Consider the following 20,040-nt stretch of genomic DNA (forward strand, 5'->3'; position numbering starts at 1 on the left):
TCGGAAGTCCTAATTTGGACAAATAAAAACGCCACTGCCTTGAGTAGACAGTGGCGTTGAATATGAACTATTTTACGTAAGACTCAACTAGTTCTACAACTTCTTCCATTGTATCACAGTCGTTCAATGCTTTATCCGCTAATTCAGCCATATCTGAAGTAGTTAGACGTTTCATTAAACTACGAGTCTTAAGAATAGACGTAGCACTCATAGAAAATTCATCAAGACCCATACCCATTAACAACGGTACAGCTGTTTGATCGCCAGCCATTTCTCCACACATACCAGCCCATTTGCCCTCAGCATGTGCTGCATCAATAACGTTTTTAATCAAACGTAAGATTGAAGGGTTATATGGTTGGTATAAATAAGAAACGCGTTCGTTCATGCGGTCAGCTGCCATTGTGTATTGGATTAAATCGTTTGTTCCAACACTAAAGAAGTCCACTTCTTTTGCAAATTTATCGGCTAATACTGCTGCTGCCGGAATTTCAATCATGATACCAACTTGAATGGTATCAGATACTTTAACGCCTTCTTTTGCAAGCTTTTCATGCTCTTCTTCATACATTTTCTTAGCAGCACGGAACTCTTTAAGAGTCGCTACCATTGGGAACATAATACGTAGATTACCGTAAGCAGAAGCGCGCAATAATGCACGTAACTGTGTACGGAACATATCTTCACCTAGCTCTGATAAACTGATACGTAATGCGCGATAGCCTAAGAATGGGTTCATTTCGTGAGGAAGTTTCAAGTAAGGGAGTTCTTTATCCCCACCGATATCCATGGTACGAACCACTACAGGTTTTTCGCCCATACCTTCAAGAACTGCTTTGTATGCTTCGAACTGATCTTCTTCAGTTGGGAAATCAGGAGAATCCATATACAAGAATTCTGTACGGTACAAACCAATTGCTTCAGCGCCATTGTTGTGTACACCAGTTAAATCTTTTGGTGTTCCAATGTTAGCAGCTAGTTCAAAATGTTTGCCATCAGCCGTTACTGTTTCAGCATCTTTCAGTTTTTCCCACTCAGCTTTTTGAGCGGCGTAGTCTTCACCAACTTTAAGAAATTCAGCTGCCTGCTCATCAGTAGGGTTGATAATCGTTTCACCAGCAATACCATTTACAGCTAAAATGTCGCCTTCTTTTACTTTTGAAGTAATTTCCATTGTTCCAACAATAGCCGGAATTTCCAACGAGCGCGCCATAATAGCAGAATGAGAAGTACGTCCGCCGATGTCAGTAACAAAGGCTTTTACAAAGTTTTTGTTTAGTTGTGCCGTATCACTTGGTGTCAAGTCATGAGCTACTACTACTACCTCTTCATCAATCATTGATGGATTTGGTAATTTTACACCTAACAGATGTGCCATTACGCGTTTTGTTACGTCACGAATATCTGCTGCACGTTCCTGCATGTACATATTATCGTCCATTGCTTCAAACATACCAATATACATATCAGTAACTTCTTTTAATGCTGATTCTGCATTTACTTTATTATCTTGAACATGTGTTTTGATTTGACCGATCATTTCTGGATCTGATAGAACCATTAAATGGGCATCAAACACTTGTGCTTCTTCTTCACCTAAGCTTTTTGCAGCTTTATCCCGAATTTTTTGAAGTTCTGAAGAAGAAGCTGCTAAAGCGTCATCAAGACGGCTTTCTTCAGCAGCTGTATCTTCAATACTTTTCTTTTGGAAAGACAAATCCGGTTGAACTAGCAAGTAAGCTTTCGCAACGGCAACTCCGTCGCTAGCGGCAATACCTTTTAGCATTTCAACCATTATTCAGATAGTCCCTCTTTCTTCATAGTTTCTACAATTGCTTCCATTGCTTCTTTTTCGTCAGCACCTTCAGCAGAAATAGTAACGTCAGAACCTTGGCCAACACCTAGAGACATAACGCCCATGATTGATTTAAGGTTAACTGATTTTCCTTTATACTCCAAATTGATATCAGAGTTAAATTTGCTTGCAGTTTGCACTAATAATGTTGCTGGACGTGCATGAATCCCTGTTTCTGCTACTACGTGAAAATCTTTTTTTTCCATATTGACCGTTCTCCTTTGTACAAGAAAATTTTGTTTTTATGTTAGGGCTTTCGCAACATTACTTGTTTCTTCAAGCCCTTCATTCCTAAAGATTACCATTTTTTGGTTATCGATACAACAATTTTATACGATTTCTTTCAACGAAATGTATGCCCTTTCTTAAAATACCTCTTTTTCATGAAATAATCGCTGAAATTTTCTGTTTTCATTCTTTTTTTCATAACACTTGCTCTCCTAGAAAAAGATTTTCATGAGAAAATTCTGTGATTAGCACTCTCGGCATGCGAGTGCTAATTTTTTGAGCCTTCCACTTGATTTTATTGTAGAAGTCAGTATAATATGACTTAAGGTCAGATAAAGTCAAACTTTTGACCAGCGTATCTTTTTACGAGAATCCCTTCCTAGATGTACAATGGAAGAAAAGGTGAAAGGGTGAATAAAATGCTTTGCCAAAATTGCCATAAAAATGAAGCAACGATTCATTTGTATGCAAATGTCAATGGACAACGAAAACAGTTGGACTATTGTCAGAGTTGCTATCAAAAACTAAAAAATCAAGCTACAGGAGGTGCTCCACAAATGGCAGCAAACGATCCATTCGGATTTGGAAGTCTAGATGACTTATTCCGATCCATGTCTCAACAAATGCAGCAGCAAGGTGCCGTGGACCAAACTCCCCCTACCCAATTTGGCGGCGGAAATGGTTTCAATGGACAACAGCCCCCTCGTGGGAATGGCGGCGGACTTCTTGATGAATTTGGAATTAATATTACTCAATCCGCACGTGATGGAAACATCGATCCTGTCGTAGGACGAGACGATGAAATTCAACGTGTCATAGAGATTTTAAATCGCCGTACTAAAAATAATCCAGTTTTAATTGGTGAACCCGGTGTTGGTAAAACAGCGGTAGTTGAAGGATTAGCTCAAAAGATTGTCAATGGTGATGTTCCGCAAAAACTAATGGACAAAGAAGTTATTCGTTTAGACGTTGCTTCATTAGTTCAAGGTACGGGCATTCGCGGTCAATTTGAAGAGCGCATGCAAAAATTAATTGAGGAAATACGTCAAGCTGAAAATATTATCTTATTTATTGATGAAGTACACGAAATAGTTGGTGCTGGTTCAGCTGGTGATGGAAATATGGATGCTGGAAATCTTTTAAAACCAGCTCTTGCCCGTGGCGAAATGCAAATGGTGGGAGCTACTACTTTAAATGAATACCGCATCATCGAAAAGGATGCTGCGCTGGAACGTCGTATGCAACCTGTGCGAGTTGATGAACCTAGCGTTGAAGAGACTATTGAGATTTTGAAAGGTTTGCAACCTCGTTATGAAGACTATCACCATGTGAAATATACTGATGAAGCAATCAAATCAGCCGCGGAACTATCTAACCGATACATTCAAGATCGTTTCTTGCCGGATAAGGCCATTGATCTGTTGGATGAATCGGGTTCGAAAAAGAATTTGACGATTCAAATTGTTGATCCAAAAGTAATCGATAAAAAACTGGCCGAAGCTGAAGAACAAAAAGGGTTAGCTTCTCAGGAGGAAGACTTTGAAAAAGCAGCTTATTATCGGGACCAAATCAACAAACTTCAACGAATGAAAGATCGCGAAATAAGTGATGAAGAAATACCTGTCATTACGGAGAAAGATATGGAGTCTATTGTTGAAAAACAAACTGGTATCCCTGTTGGCGACCTTAAAGAAAAAGAACAAACACAGTTGAAAAACTTAGCAGACGATTTGAAGAAACATGTAATCGGTCAAGATGAAGCCGTAGAAAAAGTTTCTAAAGCCATTCGCCGGAATCGCGTGGGCTTGAATAAGAAGAATCGACCAATCGGTTCCTTCTTATTTGTCGGACCTACTGGTGTTGGTAAAACAGAATTAGCTAAACAACTTGCTTACGAAATGTTTGGATCACAAGAATCAATGATTCGCTTCGACATGTCTGAATATATGGAAAAACACAGTGTTTCAAAATTGATTGGCTCTCCTCCAGGATATGTCGGTTATGAAGAAGCTGGGCAATTAACTGAACGTGTTCGTCGTAACCCGTACAGCTTAATCCTGCTAGATGAAATTGAAAAAGCTCATCCAGATGTTTTACACATGTTCTTGCAAATACTTGATGATGGTCGGTTAACAGACGCTCAAGGGAGAACAGTAAGCTTTAAGGACACCTTGATTATCATGACAAGCAATGCTGGAACTGGCAAAATTGAGGCTAATGTTGGCTTTGGCGCAGCTCGAGAAGGAACGACTCGTTCCGTCCTTGGACAACTAAAAGATTTCTTTGCTCCAGAATTCTTGAATCGTTTTGACGGAATCATTGAATTCAGTCCATTAAACAAAGAAAGTCTAATGGAAATAGTTTCTTTGATGATTAATGATGTAAACAATATGCTAGCTGGTCAAAAGCTGCATATAGATGTTCCTATCAATGTTAAGGAAAAATTAGTAGATCTTGGCTACGACCCATCCATGGGAGCTCGCCCTCTTCGTCGAACAATACAAGAAACTATTGAAGACGGAATTGCTGAATTTTATCTGGACCATCCAACTATCCGTGAGCTTAAGGCAAAATTGGATAAAGAAGATAACATTGTTATTACCTCTAAACCAGAGCGTTTAGTCAAAGAAGATGGCAAAGAGTAAGCGAAAAAAGCTGAGATAGAAATCTATCTCAGCTTTTTTGAGCTTTACTCTTCATTTTTTTTGAATTTTTTTATATAATTATCATAGGAATGTAATTTTCAGGGAAGGAGCTTGTCCATGAAACTAGTGAATGTTACTAATAGCCATTCGCGTTTAGTATTTAATCAACTTGAGAACACAGATGCGAACATGATCAAAGTTTATACCATTGGCAATACAACAGTCATCTTCACTGACGCGTACAAACATGCAGAAATCGTGATTAAAAATGACAAACGAAACATACAGCAAAAAGAGATCGATTTTATACATAAATACTTTAGACGAAAACTAAAGGATGATAGTTATGATTTTGAAAATTTGACTATGATCGAAGCGCCAGGACTTGTTGAGATATCCATAACAAAAAAAGAGGCTGAACTTACGAAGTAGTGATTACTCACTGCTTCGCGGGTTCGCCTTTTTTCTTTAGTTTTTGGACTAGATTCTTAGGTACTGATATAACTATAAGGGCAATTACACTGATCGTCCGACCGATCACAGCCCATCGAGTATAGCGATAAGAAATTTTAATCTTAGAGTTGCCTTTAGGAATGTGCAATTCAGTTGTACCCGAAGAAGATAGCTTCGTTCTGGTTTCTTTATCGTTGACAGTAACCTTTTGTCCAATATATCGATAAAGAGGTGTTACTAAATCGCTAGAGTCCTTTATACCTTTTAAAACAATCGTAACTTCGCTATCCGTTAAGTTGAACTCAGGTTTAATTTCTTTTCCATTCAGGACAAACTTATAATTAGCGACCACATCCATATTCTCTACTACTCGTTGATTGGCATAATCAATGTTGTGCAGTAAATTATCTATTCCTGTTATATCACTATCTTGAATTACCGTTCTCATGTCATCATTTCTTGCTACTAAATTGTATACTTTATCTGAATTATAAAGATTAAAAATAGACACAATATGAAGAATTACAATAATTGGCAATAGTAATATCTGTCTATTTATTCTTACAACTGCCTTTTTAGAGTCAAAGGAAACACTAAAGCTGTAGGCCAATAACAAAGTTACAATGGCATTCAAACGCCATACAAATTGAATAGTTAACAACGGTGTTGTGCTAAGCTTATCCCAAGGCAATAATCTTGTTGTAGAGATAAACATCAGTACGCCAACAATGAAAATGACGATATCTGGTTTCTTCAATTTTTTCCAACCTACTATGGTCATAAAGATAGCTAGCAATAAAAACAAACCGATTGAAAATCCGTTGATGCGATTAAAAATCAAATTACCTAATAGACGGCGATAGTCAAACCCTTCCAAAGATACACCTTTAGGAGTGTACAAATTCAGTTGAGTCATTTGTTCTAAAAATGGAACAATAAATGCCAGAGAAAGCAGAACAGTCGTTCCTGTCGCTTTAAACAATGCTTTTAAACGTTTCACTTTGTTCGTCCAAAAAGGAAAAGAAATGATTAGAAAGAAAGCAATCAGTACCGCAAGCATCGCTACGGAAAGTAGATGGGTGTAGACAATTAAAGTCATACCAAAGGTTAAAAGGCGCCAGTTTTTCTCATTTCCAATAAAAATTTCATACGTCCCTGCTAAAACCATCGGAAAGAAGGTCATTGCCACAGCTTCACCTAAAGACCCTCGATAAAAAAGATCCGTAGCCCGATATGCCGAAAATGTATAGACAGCTGAAAATATCAGAGCAATATTGGTACTTTTTTTCATTTTGAACATTGAATAATAAGAAATAAGTAAAGTTGCCAAGGTGATGAACCAACAATATATTTTATAACCCCAAACCATACTCCCAGTTATTTTATAGAATAAATAAGCAGGATAAATGGTCAACCAGGGATAAAACTGGTTGATCATTGATCCATTATGGTGAAAAGACGCGTAATTTACTGGACTAGTCCATACATTACTCATTCCAGTTATACGCGATAAATGAAAATAGGTGTCTTGCATGCTAAAATGGATGATACCCGAATACAAAAACATCGGCATCATAAAAAAAATGCTCAAGATGAATAGAATCAGTAAATGGTTGTACTTACTAAGCTGTTTTAACATTGAACATCTCCTCTAAAAAGTGGTCCGTAATATTCTACATCAAACTCTTCAATTCTACGTTCGGATATTTATCGGCAAACCAACGCATAGCAAATTGGTTCTCAAATAAAAATAGTGGTTGATCAAAACGGTCTTTAGCCAAAATATTTCGGCTAGAGCTCATTCGCTCATCCAAGTCTTCTGGTTTAATCCAACGAGCAATTTTATGTCCCATTGGCGTCATAACTACTTCTGCATTGTACTCATTTTGCATCCGATATTGGAAAACTTCAAACTGCAGCTGTCCTACCGCTCCTATGATGTAATCGTCAGTAAGATAGGTTTTATACAGTTGAATTGCACCTTCTTGTACAAGCTGATTAATTCCTTTGTGAAAAGATTTTTGTTTCATAACATTTTTTGCGGTAACTTTCATAAATAATTCCGGTGTAAAAGAAGGCAGTTCTTCATAAGCAACTTTTAGTTTTCCTTCATACAGTGTATCTCCGATTTGATAGTTACCAGTATCGTAAATCCCAATAATATCACCAGCAACAGCTTCCTCGATATTTTCTCGAGCATCTGCCATAAACTGGGTTACATTACTCAATTTCATCTTTTTATCTGTTCGATTTAAGTTTACATCCATTCCGCGTTCAAAAGTACCTGAGCAAATTCGTACAAAAGCAATCCGATCACGATGATTAGGATTCATATTGGCTTGAATCTTGAACACAAAACCTGAAAATTCATCTTCATAAGGGGAAATTTCAGTTCCCTCTTCAGTTTTATGCGCGTAGGGTTTTGGCGCTAAATGAACAAAGGTTTCCAAAAATGTCTGAACGCCAAAATTAGTTAAGGCTGATCCGAAAAATACTGGTGTTTGTTCCCCTTTAGCAATTTTTTCCAAGTCAAAAGCATCACCAGCTTCTTGGACTAATTCTACTTCACCTAGAACATCCTGATAAATTGATTGTTCTTTTAATGGATGTTCACCAGCAATTTCACCATCAGTTAATTCAACAAACCGTTCACCTTCATACTGTTCTGGACGATACAACTCAATTCGTTTGTTATGAATATCATAAAGACCTTCAAGTCCTTTACCCATACCAATTGGCCAATTCATCGGATAAGATTCAATGTTTAACAATTCTTCCAACTCTTCTAATAAATCTAGTGGTTCTCGACCATCTCGGTCCAATTTATTTATAAAAGTAAAAATAGGAATTCCTCGTCGTTTAACAACTTGGAATAGTTTCTTTGTCTGTGCCTCAATCCCTTTTGCACTATCAATTACCATCACAGCGCTATCAACCGCCATTAATGTACGATAAGTATCTTCCGAGAAATCTTCGTGCCCTGGTGTATCTAAAATATTGACACGTTTACCCTCATAGTCAAATTGCATTACTGAACTGGTAACTGAAATCCCACGTTGTTTTTCAATATCCATCCAGTCAGATTTTGCAAAGTTTCCGGTCTTTTTACCTTTGACCGTTCCAGCTTGGCGAATTGCGCCTCCGAATAGTAAAAGTTGTTCAGTAATCGTTGTTTTCCCGGCATCTGGATGGGAAATAATCGCAAATGTACGACGACTGTCAACCTGTTCTTTTAATTTAGGATTATTCATGAGTTTACTCCCTTTAACAAATTTCAACCCAATTAGTATAGCATGGATGCCCAGAAATAGGAAAGTTGAAAACGATTTTACAGAAAATCTTCATCCCTTTCTGATTTTTGAAAACTTTTTATTAAAAAAGCACATACTTTTTAATCGACTATATTTACAAAAATATTTCTTGTGTTACAATATGATTACAAATATTTCGAAAACGTCTATTTACACCCTTGCTTTAGTCTAACTCATTTTAAAGGAGAATCTTATGTATTTATCCAAAAATTTTATTAAAAATTTCTTACTCTTGCTGTTTCTGAGTTCGCTCTTTCTTTTTATCTATTTCAGGAGCCATTTCCTCCCCTTGGCAAAAGTAAATACTACTTCAGTTGGCGGCTTAACTATCCAACAATCTCAGAAGAAATTAGAAAAAACATATCAAACAGTTTCTATCTCTTTAACACAAAATAATACTCCGATTCTCTTAACAATCGACCAGCCTTACAAGATCTCGGAGGATTTTCTAAAAGCTAATCTGCACCATTCCTCTACTTTACTGCCCCTAGCAAATAGAACAATGGAACAGGTAACTACCCAAATCAATGCTGCTGACTTTGGTATTGAGATAGAAAATCAATCAGCACTTGTAAGTCATAAAAATCAGAAATTTGTAATTCAGCCCGAGAAGCAAGGCACTCAGATCGATCGACAACAATTGATTAAGGTTCTTTATCAAGATATGACTGTTGGAAGTTTGAAGGAGGTATACCAGCTAACGGACTTTTATGTTAAACCTGAGCTCACAAGTGAAAACCTAAAATCAACCGTTCGAGATTTGAACCAGCTTCTAACTGAGGATAGATCATTAATCATTGCTAAAAAGAAAATTCCTTTATCAAAAAATATGATTATTGCTTCTGTAAATGAGTCTGGAACGCTGGATTCTTTATTGACTACTCAATTGGTTCAAAAACTAAATCAAAAGTATTCCACAATCGATCGTCCCGTTGATTTTGTAAATGTGCATGGCGAACATTTGCGTTTTAAAAATGTCGGTAACTACGGTTGGTACATTGATACAGAAAAAGCAGTAAAATTATTAAATAAACAATTGTTAGACAGCAAAATTGAGTCAATCGAGCTTCCTTTAAAAGGTAATCCATCAAAGCAACCGCTGCACGTAAAACAAAATTATATTGAGGTTGATTTAGAAAATCAAAAAATGTATTGCTTTCACAAGGGTAAAAAAGTGGTTAGTACCAATGTGATTACTGGTCAATTTATCAAAGAAACAGCCACTATCCCTGGTTTTCACACAATTATGGATAAACAAAAAAATACTTACTTAAGCGGAGCGCTCATCACAGGTGATGGTAGCTACCGTGTGCCAGTGAACTACTGGATGCCTTTTTTGAGCTATGGTCAAACCATCACCGAAATTGGGATACATGATACTGAACACAAAAAAGAAGCCTTTGGCGACCCTGAAGCTTTTAAAACTGGATTTGGAAGCTACGGCTGCATCAACACACCCTTAAATAAAGTGGAGAAAATTTACAAGTACAGTTATATCGGTATGCCAGTTTTCATCTATGGACACACCTACGATTATGCCCCAGGTGAATATGATAAACCTGTCGACTACGGAGAAGAAATTTGATAAAAAAAGGACTAATTCTCTAAACGAGATTAGTCCTTAACGGTTATCTTCTTGGTTCGTCATCTTCAAAATCCTTAGTAAACAAACGACGTTCTTCTTCAGGTTCTACACCTTTATCTTCATCAGGATGGAAAATTGCGCGGACGGTTAATACCCTAGAGCCTTCCATTTCTTCAGAGATCAAGGTTAAATTGTCAACGTCAAAAGAAAGTTTTTCACCTTCATCAGGAATGGTCCCTAGTGCAGTGATCAAATAACCAGCCATTGTATCTACATCACTCATATGAAGACTAGTGTCAAATTCTTCATTAAACTCATCAATCAACATTTTTCCATTGATTAAGTACTCCGTATCTGAAACCTTCTCATAAAGTTTTTCAATTTCATCGGATTCATCGTCAATCTCGCCAACGATTTCCTCCAATAGATCTTCTAAAGTTACCAGGCCTACCATTCCTCCGTACTCATCTAGTAAAATAGACATTTGATTCTGCGTCTTTTTCAACTCGTACAATAAATCATCAATAAAGATAGTTTCTGGTACAAACAACGGCTCCTGAATAATTTTATGCAGATCGATGTTTTCAAAGCCGCATTCTCTTGCTGCTTTCAGTAAGTTTTTCGTATGAACGATTCCTATGATCTTGTCTTTATCTTCATCGTACACAGGAATACGTGAATAACTCTCACTTAAAATTTCATCGACAATTTCAGTTACCGGGTCATTAATATCAATCATAAATGAATCGGTACGGGGAACCATGACTTCACGGGCTACTTTTGTATCTAAAGAGAAAACACCTTGCAGCATTTCAAGTTCTTCTGTCTCAAGGATGCCCTCGTTTTCAAGCATGTACCGCATTTCATCACGAGTCATTTTTGTATCTTCATCATCAAACTTCATTGGTGTTATCTTAGCCAGCAGGTTCGTTGAAGCTGTTAACAGCCAAACGAAGGGCTTAGCAATGACGCCTAATTTTCTAACCACACTTGATGTTACTTGGGCCACACTCTCTGTATGGGTCATAGCAATTCGCTTAGGATATAATTCACCAAATACAATTGAAACATAAGTTAACAAAAGCATGATTAATACATTCGCGAGAGTTTTAGCTACTGCAGTCCCACCTAGAACAGGTGCTAAACGAGCAGAGAGACTATCTGCCAAGGAAGCCCCTGACAAGATATTAACTAAAGTGATCCCAACTTGTATTGTTGATAAAAAGTTGTTTGGGTGTCTTATGATTTCCAAAAGCTTCTTGGATTTAAGATTTCCCTCTTCAGCTTTTTGTTCTACACGGTTTTTATTAACTGATACAACCGCAATTTCTGCCGCAGCAAGAAATCCGTTGATCAAAGTCAACACAACTAATAGTAAAAGTTGGAAGACTAACGACTGACTATCGGGGTCAGCATTCATAATTGCATTCGCTCCTTATTTTATAAACTGTTAAAAAAAAGTGGCACTCGGCCACAATAAAATCGTATCACAACACTAGTTTTTATGCAATCTTTGTTGCAATTTAACTTAAAATCTCTTGTTCCCGTTCCTCTTTTTTACTTTCCTTGAAAATTTTTACAATAAAAATCACCAGTGTTCTTAAAATTGCATAAACGGGAACCCCTAGAAAGACTCCTAAAATACCTGCTAAGTTCCCAGCAACCAATAGAATTAAGATGATAGTTAAGGGATGGATATTTAAAGATTTACCAATTACGTTGGGGTAAATGACATTTCCATCAATTTGTTGAACAATTACAACTATAACGATACACAAAAGTGCTTTAACTGGACTATCAAAAAAACTGTAGATTAGTGCAGGTGCTAAACCTAGATAAGGCCCTAAATAAGGAATCAGGTTAGTCAATCCAGCAATAACTCCAAACAAGAAGGCGTAATCGACGCCAATTAATAAGTACCCTAAAAAAGTAAACGTTCCAACAAATAAGCATTCAATTGCCTGACCACTAATATAGTCTGACAAGGTCTTATTCATTTGTCCTAATAACTCTTTAATATTTTCACGTTGTTTCGCAGGTAAAGCTCGTTCGATATTAGGAACTAATTTCTCGCCATCCTTCAACATGTAAAATAGAATAAACGGCACTGTAACAAGCAAGACAGCGACTGTGGCTATTTTGCTAATTAATGAACTTAAACTAGTAGTCACTCCTCCTAAGAACTGTTGTAAAATTGTCCCCGCAGAAACATCAAGATTATTGATGTATTTGTCGACATCCAATTGTTGGAACAAAGGAAAATGAGTTGCCTGATCACTGATTTCCTTCAGCCAGGATTGCATATCCAAGATAAAGCTTGGTATACTGGCAGCCAGTGAAGCCAATTGCTGGATCAGATTAGGAATAATACTCATGACCATCAGAACAATCAGCACGATTAATAAAAGAAAAATGAGAGCTATTGCCAAAATCCGTTTCATTCCTAAACGAGTCAGTAATCGTACAAGGGGATTTAATAAATAATACAAAAAGCCAGCAATCAAGACCGGAGCAAATAACGTCGTGAAAAATGTGCCAATCGGTTGAAAGACAAAATCAATCCGCGACGAAACCCAAATCAAGGTTGCTAAAATCAATAGCTCTAAAGACCAGAACATCAATTTTGAATTTTTGAGTTTTTCAAACATTTAGATACCTCTTTTATATGATTTGTTATATAGTATACAACAGTGAGTCCATTGAAGCAGTTTTTTTGAACTAGGAAGGTGAAAAAAATGAAAATCTTAATCACTAAAGATACAATGAGCGAGATCTATTTGGACGCTGTCAAAATCCGTCACAAGGTGTTTATTCAAGAACAAGGAGTTCCTTTAGAACGAGAAATCGATAAGGATGAAGCCTACAGCATTCACTTCGTCCTGTATACCGATGAACAAAACGCTGCGGCTACTGTTCGCTTGCTTCCGTTGAATACACAAGAGTTGAAACTACAGCGAATGGCTGTCCTAAAAGAATTTCGTGGTCAAAAATTGGGAGATGCTCTTCTTCAGGAAGCTGAGCTCTTTGCTAAGCAGCAAGGCTTCCAACAGATTCGGCTAGATGCTCAGTTAAGTGCTCAAACATTTTATAAAGCACATGATTATCAGACCTATGGTGAAGTTTTCCAAGAAGTCGGCATTGATCATATTCACATGAAAAAAGACCTATAAAAAACTGCTGATTCAAATCAGCAGTTTCTTTTTATTTCCGCGACAATTGCTTGTAGCGGTCATACCAAATATCAATATAGCCTGGAGAAAAAGGACCTTTGCCATTGTTAATCCAATCAACGAGAATCTTGACATTTTCTTTCAAAATAAAATCAATTTCCTTGGAGTAATGCATCTGTTTGCTGTGGGCTTCATATTCATCAACATCTAACAGTCGTTTCTCTCCATCTGGAAAGACTTTGACATCTAAATCATAGTCGATATACTTTAAAGCTTCATCATCCAATACATAAGGTGATGCTAGATTACAATAGTAGGAAACTCCTTTCTCTCTGATCATTGCTATTACATTGAACCAGTATTTCGTGTGAAAATAAACAATTGCTGGTTCACGAGTAACCCATCTGCGACCATCTGATTCGGTGACCAATGTATGATCATTCAATCCGATAATCGAGCACTCACTTGTTTTTAATACCATGGTATCCCGCCACGTTCGATGCAAGCTGCCGTCGTGTTTATAACTCTTAATGGTTATAAACTCTCCTTCTTTTGGAACTCCCATAGCTACCCTTCCCTCAGCGAAATTTAGTTTTCGCATTTGTTTGGGTGTTATCACACCGACATCAAAATTATTATAGCAATAAATCAGGCGCTTGCCTACCAATGATTGTCAGATGTTTGATTCTTTTCCCATACTCCAAGCATTTTTTGCTGAGGTTTTGGAAAAACGAAGTCATCAAAATCTGCTCTTTTTACCCATGTACCGCGATCTATAAGTGTATCATTCGTTCGACCATAAAAAACTAAAATGTGCCAACGCAAATGACTAAAGATATGGGTGACCTCTCCCAGTATTTTTTTCTGCCAAACTACCGGATCAGCAGAAAAAATTATTGGACTGTCTTCTGCTACTAGTTCACTAGAAAAGAGATTCAACTCTTCTGTATAACTGCTTTTTAGTTCCGTGAATTTTGCAGCTGAAATTTCTTCTAATGGGAACAGCCACATGCTGGCTAGTAATCCTGAATCAGGCCGCTGCTCCAATAAAAATTCCTGCTGGTTGTTTTCAATTATTCCTGCCACATAGTAAACATCCTTAGGCTTCATTTTTTTACTTTTTACTGGGAATTCCGTTTGGCGCTGTTCTTTGAAAGCTAAACAAAACTCACGTATCGGACACACTTCGCACTTTGGTGCAGTCGGAGTACAAATAGATGAACCTAAATCCATCATTGCTTGGTTAAAATCTCCTGGTTCTTCATGGCTGATGATTTTCCGCATCGCTTCATCAAAAATTTTCCGACTGCTGGCTTTAGCAATATCAGCTTCAATACAAAATAACCGGCTGACTACCCGCATTACATTTCCATCTATTGCCGGTTCTGGCAGTTTAAAAGAAATACTACCAATTGCTCCCGCTGTATAAGGACCAATTCCTTTTAAAGATCTGATATCATCAATGGTATGAGGAAATTGACCACTAAATTCGTTCAAAATTTGTTTGGCTGCAGTTTGTAAGTTTCTAGCTCGTGAGTAATAACCCAACCCTTCCCAGATTTTCAGCAACTTATCTTCCGGTGTTTCAGCCAAATCTGCTATTGAAGGGAAAGCTTCCATAAAACGATAGTAGTAGTCAATCACAGTATCTACTCGTGTTTGCTGCAGCATGATTTCCGAAATCCAAACCCGGTAAGGATCTTGATTGTATCGCCATGGCAAATTTCTTTTTTCCTTTTGATACCACTCCAAAAATTCAACTTGAAATTGCTGAATCCTCTCTGTTGTCCAAGATTCCCAAGAATTGTTATTCATCTTCTTCTTCCTCTTTTTTCGCAATAAATACATCAATGGCATCTAATGTAAAGCCCTTTTGATATAAGCTTTGCTTCACTTTTTGCTTTCTTTTAGCTCTATCAAAACGTTGATTCCTTCGCCAAAGCTTATCACCTTGTATTTCTAGTGCATCTTCTTCTTGTTCCTGCACTTCTTCAAAATCCAATCCGTCAATTGCTAGTTTGATAATGTCAGAAGAGAATCCCTTCGTCATCAACGTTTGTTGCAGTTTCTGCTGTGTTTCTCTTACGCTTTTATCATGGAATTTCCGCATAGCTTTTTCAGCTGAACGTAAAGCGATCTCGTATTGTATCTCTTCTTCGTATAGACCAAGACTTATTTCAATGTCTTGGTCATTTAGTCCTTTTTCTTTAAGTTTTTGTCTGATAACACGGGGGCCTTTGTCACCTAAACGCATTTGAGTTCGCACAAAGCTCTCACCAAATGTTGTATCATCTAGCAAATTCATTTCTCTTAAACGCGCAACAATTTTCTTTCGATCAGAAAAGTCGATCTCTTTTTCCTTTAAATAGCTATAAATTTCTTTTTCTGTCCGCATCTGATAACTTAAATAGTTTAATGCTAATTGAAACCCCGCATCCTCATTACTGGCTTTTTTTATTTCAGTAATTTCTGCTTCGGTAATTTCTCGGTCTTTTAATAAACGATAAGTAATTAATGTATCCTCTGAAACACGCAAAACTTCTCCGTTAGACAGTTCTACTTCGTAAAAAGCATTCCGGCCCTTGTTTACTTTACTGATAGTAATAATCATTGATAGACCTCCTTTGCGAACATTAATTCTATCATAGAAAACAGCTTCTTTGGTAAAATTATGCTAAAATGTAGCCAGAAAGGAGCAGATTATGGCTGTTCAATTGAAAACCAATCAATCTCTAACTCTAAAAATTAAGCGACTAGGTATTAACGGCGAAGGCATTGCTTATTATAAGCGGCTCATCGTTTTCGTCAAGGGAGCTCTCCCTAAAGAAACTGTCATTGCCAAAATCACTAAAGCTACTCCTCGTTACGCTGAAGCAGAGTTGGTTCGTATCAAGGAGGCAAGCAATGCTCGGATCACACCTCCTTGCCCTGTTTATGAAGAATGTGGCGGCTGTCAACTGCAGCATTTGGCTTATAACCAACAACTGATCTTTAAAAAAGATTTATTAAAGCAAGCTCTGGAAAAATACAAACCGGAGGGCTTCCAGCAATACGAACTCCGCAGTACTCTAGGGATGGAAAATCCTTGGCGCTACCGTAACAAAGCACAGTTTCAACTGCGGAAGAATGACAAAACGAATCAAGTGGAAGCCGGTCTTTATCAGAATAATTCACACCACTTAGTACCGATTACCGATTGTCTCGTTCAACAACCAACAACTCAACAGGTAATGAATACAGCTGTACAGTTGCTGACAAAATATTCAATCCCCATTTATAATGAAAAGAAAAATTCTGGAATTTTGCGTACATTGATGGCTCGTATAGGTATTGAGACTGGAGAAGTTCAATTAGTCCTTATTTCAAAAACAAAAAAAATTCCTCAAGTAAATGCGTTTATTCGTGAACTGAATCAGCGTTGTACGGAAGTCGTTTCGGTGATGCAAAATATTCAGGATAAAAAAACTTCTCTGATTATGGGAGATGAGACGATCCACTTATGGGGAAAAGAAACAATTGATGAACAAATCAATCAAGTTTCTTTTGAACTCTCTGCTCGGGCTTTTTTCCAGTTGAATCCGTCACAAACCAAAGTTTTGTATGAAGAAGCTTTGAAAGCCTTAGATTTAAAAAAAGATAAGACTATTGTAGATGCTTACTGTGGTGTTGGTACGATTGGGTTGTCTTTAGCTGATCAGGCCAAAGAGGTCAGAGGAATGGATATAATTCCTCAAGCTATTCAAGATGCGCAAAAGAATGCTTCGAAAATGGGGTTAGCAAATACCCATTATGAAGTAGGCTCTGCTGAAGAACTGCTGCCCAAATGGTTGAGAGAAGGCTTTAAACCTGATGCTATTATCGTTGATCCACCCAGAACAGGGCTGGACGAAAAGTTATTGACTGCTATAGTAAAACAACCTAGCCAACAATTGATTTATATTTCCTGCAATGTTTCAACATTAGCAAGAGATCTTAAGCCCTTGTCAAAAATTTACACTGTTGATTACCTGCAATCAGTTGATATGTTTCCCCAAACTGCTCGCTGTGAAGTCGTTGTAAAACTGACAAAAAAATAGTCTTGGAAATGGTTTGTTTTTTACTTAAAGCAAACCATTTTTTTGTCAGTAAAAAAAAGACTAGACAGAAATTTCTGCCTAGCCTGTGTAATATTTAGTTTAGTAGCCATATCCTGTCGCAGGCTGCAAATAGTCCTCAGCAGGTGCTTGTTGATTATAGCCATTGTCATACTGTTGTTGGTTTTGATCATAACCAGTAGTATCTTCTGTATTATAGGTATTTCCGTAGTCGTTGGCTGTTCCTGGATCATAGGTGCCTTGTTGATCGTAAGTATTGGTAGCGTCATACTCAGTTGTATCTTGAGTACCAGCTTCTGAAGAACTACCATCTGTATCATCATAAAACAAATTGTATGAGTCAGGGTCTGCCAAATTGGGTAAAGTTTTAGCTGTTGGTAGATTCAATTGCTTCTTCAAAGTATTTTGAATATTGAGCAATTCATTGGTTCCGAGAATTTGGTAATAAATTTCGTCAATCAGCTGACTTTCGCCATCCAGTTGTTTCTGGTCAATCTTTTTAAAGGCTGGCAAGTAATCTGTCCCAATATCTAACATATCATCCCAAGAAAGATCTGTTTTCATGTTCTTTTCAACAGCTTTTAAAATCTTCCGATAATTGCTTACACCATTGATCGACATTGCCTTGTTCAAAATCTTTGTAACAACTTCACGTTGGCGTTTTTGACGACCAACATCACCTTCTGGATCTTCATAACGCATACGTGCATAAGCCAAACCTGTCTCACCGTCTAAGGTTTGTTTACCTTTTGCAACTTCGATACCATCAAGCTCAAAATCATATTGATTATCAACCTCAATACCACCAACTGCATCAATTAGGTCCTTCAGACCACGCATATTAATCGTTACATAATGATCAATTGGAATATCTAATAAATTTTCGATGGTGTCCATCGCCATACCCTCGCCGCCAAAAGCATAGGCATGATTCAATTTATCGTTGGTACCATACCCAACAATTTTCGATAGTGTATCTCTACCCAAACTCACAATAGTGGATTTCTTCTGTTGAGGATTAACCGTTACTACCATCATACTATCTGATCGCCCTTGTTCATCACGACCTAAATCTCCAGTATCTACGCCTAATAAAAGAATCGAGAACGGCTCAGCATTATCAATATTTGGTGTATCTTTATCTGCCCTTGAACTGTTTCGTTTAACAGTTTGACGAATATTGTCCACCATTTGACTAGCGTCTTTTGTTACCTGTACCGCATAAATTGTTGCGCCTCCAACTAGGCAATTTACGAGAATTAATATTCCAACGATGACTTTCTTCCAACGACTCATGGCACACCTCTATTTACGATTTTTACAGTTCATTTTCTCACATAGCCGATAAGTTTTCAACGTTTTTCATAAAAGAGCAAAATTCTCTATAAAAAATTTTAAGTTTAAACCCTTGAAACTTCACAAGTAACCAAAAAAGACACTCAAGAAATGAGTGTCTCGTTACTTCAAAATTATTTTGCTGCTTCAAAGTTTTTATTCACTTGGTCCCAATTCACAACATCCCAGAAAGCTGCGATGTAGTCAGGTCGAACATTTTTATATTTTAAATAGTAAGCATGTTCCCAAACGTCTAAACCTAAAATAGGTGTTTTACCTTCTGAAAGTGGCGTATCTTGATTTGGTGTAGAGGTAATTTCTAGTTTTCCATTATTGACAACTACCCAAGCCCAACCAGAACCAAAACGACCAGTTGCAGCAGTTTTAAATTCTTCTTTCATTTTTTCGAAATCACCAAAGGCTTCATCAATCGCATCTTTAATTGCTCCGGTTGGTTTGCCACCAGCATTTGGTGCCATAATTTTCCAGAAGAAGCTATGATTAGCATGTCCGCCCCCATTGTTGCGAACTGCTGTTTGAATATCTTCAGGAACTTCATTTAAATTAATCATCAATTCTTCGATTGATAGTTCACCTAACTCAGGATACTTTTCGATTGCTGCATTTAAATTCGTCACATACGTGTTATGATGCTTTTCGTGATGTAAATGCATTGTTTCTTCATCAATGTATGGTTCCAATGCGTCATATGCGTAAGGTAATTCAGGTAAAGTATAAGCCATTTTTTATTTCCTCCTTAGAAATAGGTACATTAAAATCTTATCAGATTATCACAGGCTTTTCAAAGTATATGCTTACTTTTCTTCCGATTTTGAAGAGGATTCTTCAATAATTTCTACTTTCTTGAAGATAAATACTTTACTAAATACATAATTAGCCACCACTACTACAATTTGAGTAATAATTTTAGCTACTAAATTCCCTGTACTAAATATATCAATGAATAAATACATGCATGCCATATCCATACCAAAGGAAATAATCCTAGCAAACAAGAACTTGCTAAATTCCCAGGTCAATGCCCCAAGTGTCTCCGTTTTTGATTGAAAAACCCATAGCTTATTGGTCACAAAAGCAAATAACACCGAGCAAATCCATGAAATCGTGTTAGAAATCGGCCAGCTTAAATGAAACATTTGATATGCAATAGTAAAGGTTACAATATTAACCACCGTTGCCAAACCACCAAAGAATAAGTAGATAAATATTTCCCAAAGTTTTTTTTCTTTTAAATAGCTTTCAAATTTACGATAATAGTTCATTCACTTTCACCCTTCTCATAATTCCACTTTGTACCTTACAGTAGTCTTTTGTCATAGTCAATTCACTGTATAAATTCTTTT

At 37.1% G+C, this 20,040-nt stretch carries 17 protein-coding genes; 5 read left to right on the plus strand and 12 right to left on the minus strand.

The window, feature by feature from the left end; genetic code table 11:
* Positions 1–67: 67 nt before the first annotated feature.
* Entirely contained in the window at positions 68–1,795 is a 1,728-nt protein-coding gene (gene ptsP / locus IGI46_RS15730) for a phosphoenolpyruvate--protein phosphotransferase (protein ID WP_429973806.1), read from the minus strand.
* Positions 1,795–2,061 (minus strand): phosphocarrier protein HPr, encoded by a 267-nt coding sequence (locus IGI46_RS15735; protein ID WP_010759545.1) that lies wholly within the window; start codon positions 2,059–2,061, stop codon positions 1,795–1,797. Before IGI46_RS15735 ends, ptsP begins: the two co-directional genes overlap by 1 nt.
* Before the next feature lie 441 nt (positions 2,062–2,502).
* On the opposite strand from IGI46_RS15735, the gene IGI46_RS15740 reads away from it, so the two are divergent.
* Positions 2,503–4,728, plus strand: a complete 2,226-nt coding sequence (locus IGI46_RS15740; RefSeq protein WP_429973807.1) for an AAA family ATPase — start codon at positions 2,503–2,505, stop codon at positions 4,726–4,728.
* Between the two features lie 117 nt (positions 4,729–4,845).
* Positions 4,846–5,160, plus strand: coding sequence for a DUF1827 family protein (locus IGI46_RS15745; protein ID WP_207702286.1), 315 nt, complete (start codon positions 4,846–4,848; stop codon positions 5,158–5,160).
* Between the two features lie 7 nt (positions 5,161–5,167).
* Here IGI46_RS15745 and IGI46_RS15750 read toward each other — a convergent pair whose 3' ends face one another.
* Together IGI46_RS15750 and IGI46_RS15755 are read right to left on the minus strand one after the other, a co-directional pair.
* Positions 5,168–6,820, minus strand: coding sequence for a 6-pyruvoyl-tetrahydropterin synthase-related protein (locus IGI46_RS15750; RefSeq protein WP_429973808.1), 1,653 nt, complete (start codon positions 6,818–6,820; stop codon positions 5,168–5,170).
* A 34-nt stretch (positions 6,821–6,854) separates the two neighbouring features.
* Positions 6,855–8,432 carry a peptide chain release factor 3 gene (locus IGI46_RS15755; protein ID WP_429973809.1) on the minus strand — a complete coding sequence of 526 codons (1,578 nt, stop codon included), beginning with the start codon at positions 8,430–8,432 and terminating at the stop codon, positions 6,855–6,857.
* A gap of 349 nt (positions 8,433–8,781) precedes the next feature.
* Here IGI46_RS15755 and IGI46_RS15760 point away from each other — a divergent pair, with 349 nt between their 5' ends.
* Entirely contained in the window at positions 8,782–10,077 is a 1,296-nt protein-coding gene (locus tag IGI46_RS15760) for a L,D-transpeptidase (protein WP_429973810.1), read from the plus strand.
* Between the two features lie 43 nt (positions 10,078–10,120).
* Here the strand turns inward: IGI46_RS15760 and IGI46_RS15765 are convergent, their stop codons facing one another.
* The gene (locus tag IGI46_RS15765; protein WP_207702282.1) at positions 10,121–11,497 is read right to left on the minus strand and encodes a hemolysin family protein; all 1,377 of its coding nucleotides are present in this window, start codon (positions 11,495–11,497) and stop codon (positions 10,121–10,123) included.
* A gap of 103 nt (positions 11,498–11,600) precedes the next feature.
* Positions 11,601–12,725, minus strand: coding sequence for an AI-2E family transporter (locus tag IGI46_RS15770; RefSeq protein WP_429963954.1), 1,125 nt, complete (start codon positions 12,723–12,725; stop codon positions 11,601–11,603).
* Positions 12,726–12,812: 87 nt separating this feature from the next.
* Here IGI46_RS15770 and IGI46_RS15775 point away from each other — a divergent pair, with 87 nt between their 5' ends.
* The gene (locus IGI46_RS15775) at positions 12,813–13,247 is read left to right on the plus strand and encodes a GNAT family N-acetyltransferase (RefSeq protein WP_429963955.1); all 435 of its coding nucleotides are present in this window, start codon (positions 12,813–12,815) and stop codon (positions 13,245–13,247) included.
* A 31-nt stretch (positions 13,248–13,278) separates the two neighbouring features.
* Here IGI46_RS15775 and ntdP read toward each other — a convergent pair whose 3' ends face one another.
* From ntdP to recX, 3 genes are all read right to left on the minus strand, one after another.
* On the minus strand, positions 13,279–13,812 hold the full coding sequence (gene ntdP / locus IGI46_RS15780) for a nucleoside tri-diphosphate phosphatase (protein ID WP_207702279.1): 534 nt from the start codon (positions 13,810–13,812) through the stop codon (positions 13,279–13,281).
* Between the two features lie 95 nt (positions 13,813–13,907).
* Positions 13,908–15,062: an A/G-specific adenine glycosylase gene (mutY, locus tag IGI46_RS15785; protein ID WP_429973811.1), complete on the minus strand. Its 1,155-nt coding sequence runs from the start codon at positions 15,060–15,062 to the stop codon at positions 13,908–13,910.
* Positions 15,055–15,855, minus strand: a complete 801-nt coding sequence (gene recX, locus IGI46_RS15790; RefSeq protein WP_429973979.1) for a recombination regulator RecX — start codon at positions 15,853–15,855, stop codon at positions 15,055–15,057. Before recX ends, mutY begins: the two co-directional genes overlap by 8 nt.
* A gap of 94 nt (positions 15,856–15,949) precedes the next feature.
* Here recX and rlmD point away from each other — a divergent pair, with 94 nt between their 5' ends.
* Positions 15,950–17,323, plus strand: coding sequence for a 23S rRNA (uracil(1939)-C(5))-methyltransferase RlmD (rlmD, locus tag IGI46_RS15795; RefSeq protein WP_429973812.1), 1,374 nt, complete (start codon positions 15,950–15,952; stop codon positions 17,321–17,323).
* Between the two features lie 99 nt (positions 17,324–17,422).
* Here the strand turns inward: rlmD and IGI46_RS15800 are convergent, their stop codons facing one another.
* From IGI46_RS15800 to IGI46_RS15810, 3 genes are all read right to left on the minus strand, one after another.
* A complete protein-coding gene (locus IGI46_RS15800; RefSeq protein ID WP_207702277.1) occupies positions 17,423–18,637 on the minus strand; it encodes an LCP family protein in 1,215 nt (404 codons plus the stop codon).
* Positions 18,638–18,810: 173 nt separating this feature from the next.
* Positions 18,811–19,419: a superoxide dismutase gene (locus IGI46_RS15805; RefSeq protein ID WP_429973813.1), complete on the minus strand. Its 609-nt coding sequence runs from the start codon at positions 19,417–19,419 to the stop codon at positions 18,811–18,813.
* A gap of 72 nt (positions 19,420–19,491) precedes the next feature.
* Positions 19,492–19,959: a GtrA family protein gene (locus tag IGI46_RS15810; RefSeq protein ID WP_429963959.1), complete on the minus strand. Its 468-nt coding sequence runs from the start codon at positions 19,957–19,959 to the stop codon at positions 19,492–19,494.
* Positions 19,960–20,040 lie beyond the last annotated feature (81 nt).

It is taken from the genome of Enterococcus sp. AZ163, assembly GCF_050498925.1.
Taxonomy (GTDB): Bacteria; Bacillota; Bacilli; order Lactobacillales; family Enterococcaceae; genus Enterococcus_A; species Enterococcus_A ferrettii.

Excerpts from the sequence above, each read along its gene's own strand:
- ptsP (WP_429973806.1), bottom strand. The coding sequence starts at position 1,795 with ATGGTTGAAATGCTAAAAGGTATTGCCGCTAGCGACGGAGTTGCCGTT.
- IGI46_RS15735 (WP_010759545.1), bottom strand. The coding sequence starts at position 2,061 with ATGGAAAAAAAAGATTTTCACGTAGTAGCAGAAACAGGGATTCATGCA.
- IGI46_RS15740 (WP_429973807.1), top strand. The coding sequence starts at position 2,503 with ATGCTTTGCCAAAATTGCCATAAAAATGAAGCAACGATTCATTTGTAT.
- IGI46_RS15745 (WP_207702286.1), top strand. The coding sequence starts at position 4,846 with ATGAAACTAGTGAATGTTACTAATAGCCATTCGCGTTTAGTATTTAAT.
- IGI46_RS15750 (WP_429973808.1), bottom strand. The coding sequence starts at position 6,820 with ATGTTAAAACAGCTTAGTAAGTACAACCATTTACTGATTCTATTCATC.
- IGI46_RS15755 (WP_429973809.1), bottom strand. The coding sequence starts at position 8,432 with ATGAATAATCCTAAATTAAAAGAACAGGTTGACAGTCGTCGTACATTT.
- IGI46_RS15765 (WP_207702282.1), bottom strand. The coding sequence starts at position 11,497 with ATGAATGCTGACCCCGATAGTCAGTCGTTAGTCTTCCAACTTTTACTA.
- IGI46_RS15770 (WP_429963954.1), bottom strand. The coding sequence starts at position 12,725 with ATGTTTGAAAAACTCAAAAATTCAAAATTGATGTTCTGGTCTTTAGAG.
- IGI46_RS15775 (WP_429963955.1), top strand. The coding sequence starts at position 12,813 with ATGAAAATCTTAATCACTAAAGATACAATGAGCGAGATCTATTTGGAC.
- ntdP (WP_207702279.1), bottom strand. The coding sequence starts at position 13,812 with ATGGGAGTTCCAAAAGAAGGAGAGTTTATAACCATTAAGAGTTATAAA.
- mutY (WP_429973811.1), bottom strand. The coding sequence starts at position 15,062 with ATGAATAACAATTCTTGGGAATCTTGGACAACAGAGAGGATTCAGCAA.
- rlmD (WP_429973812.1), top strand. The coding sequence starts at position 15,950 with ATGGCTGTTCAATTGAAAACCAATCAATCTCTAACTCTAAAAATTAAG.
- IGI46_RS15800 (WP_207702277.1), bottom strand. The coding sequence starts at position 18,637 with ATGAGTCGTTGGAAGAAAGTCATCGTTGGAATATTAATTCTCGTAAAT.
- IGI46_RS15805 (WP_429973813.1), bottom strand. The coding sequence starts at position 19,419 with ATGGCTTATACTTTACCTGAATTACCTTACGCATATGACGCATTGGAA.
- IGI46_RS15810 (WP_429963959.1), bottom strand. The coding sequence starts at position 19,959 with ATGAACTATTATCGTAAATTTGAAAGCTATTTAAAAGAAAAAAAACTT.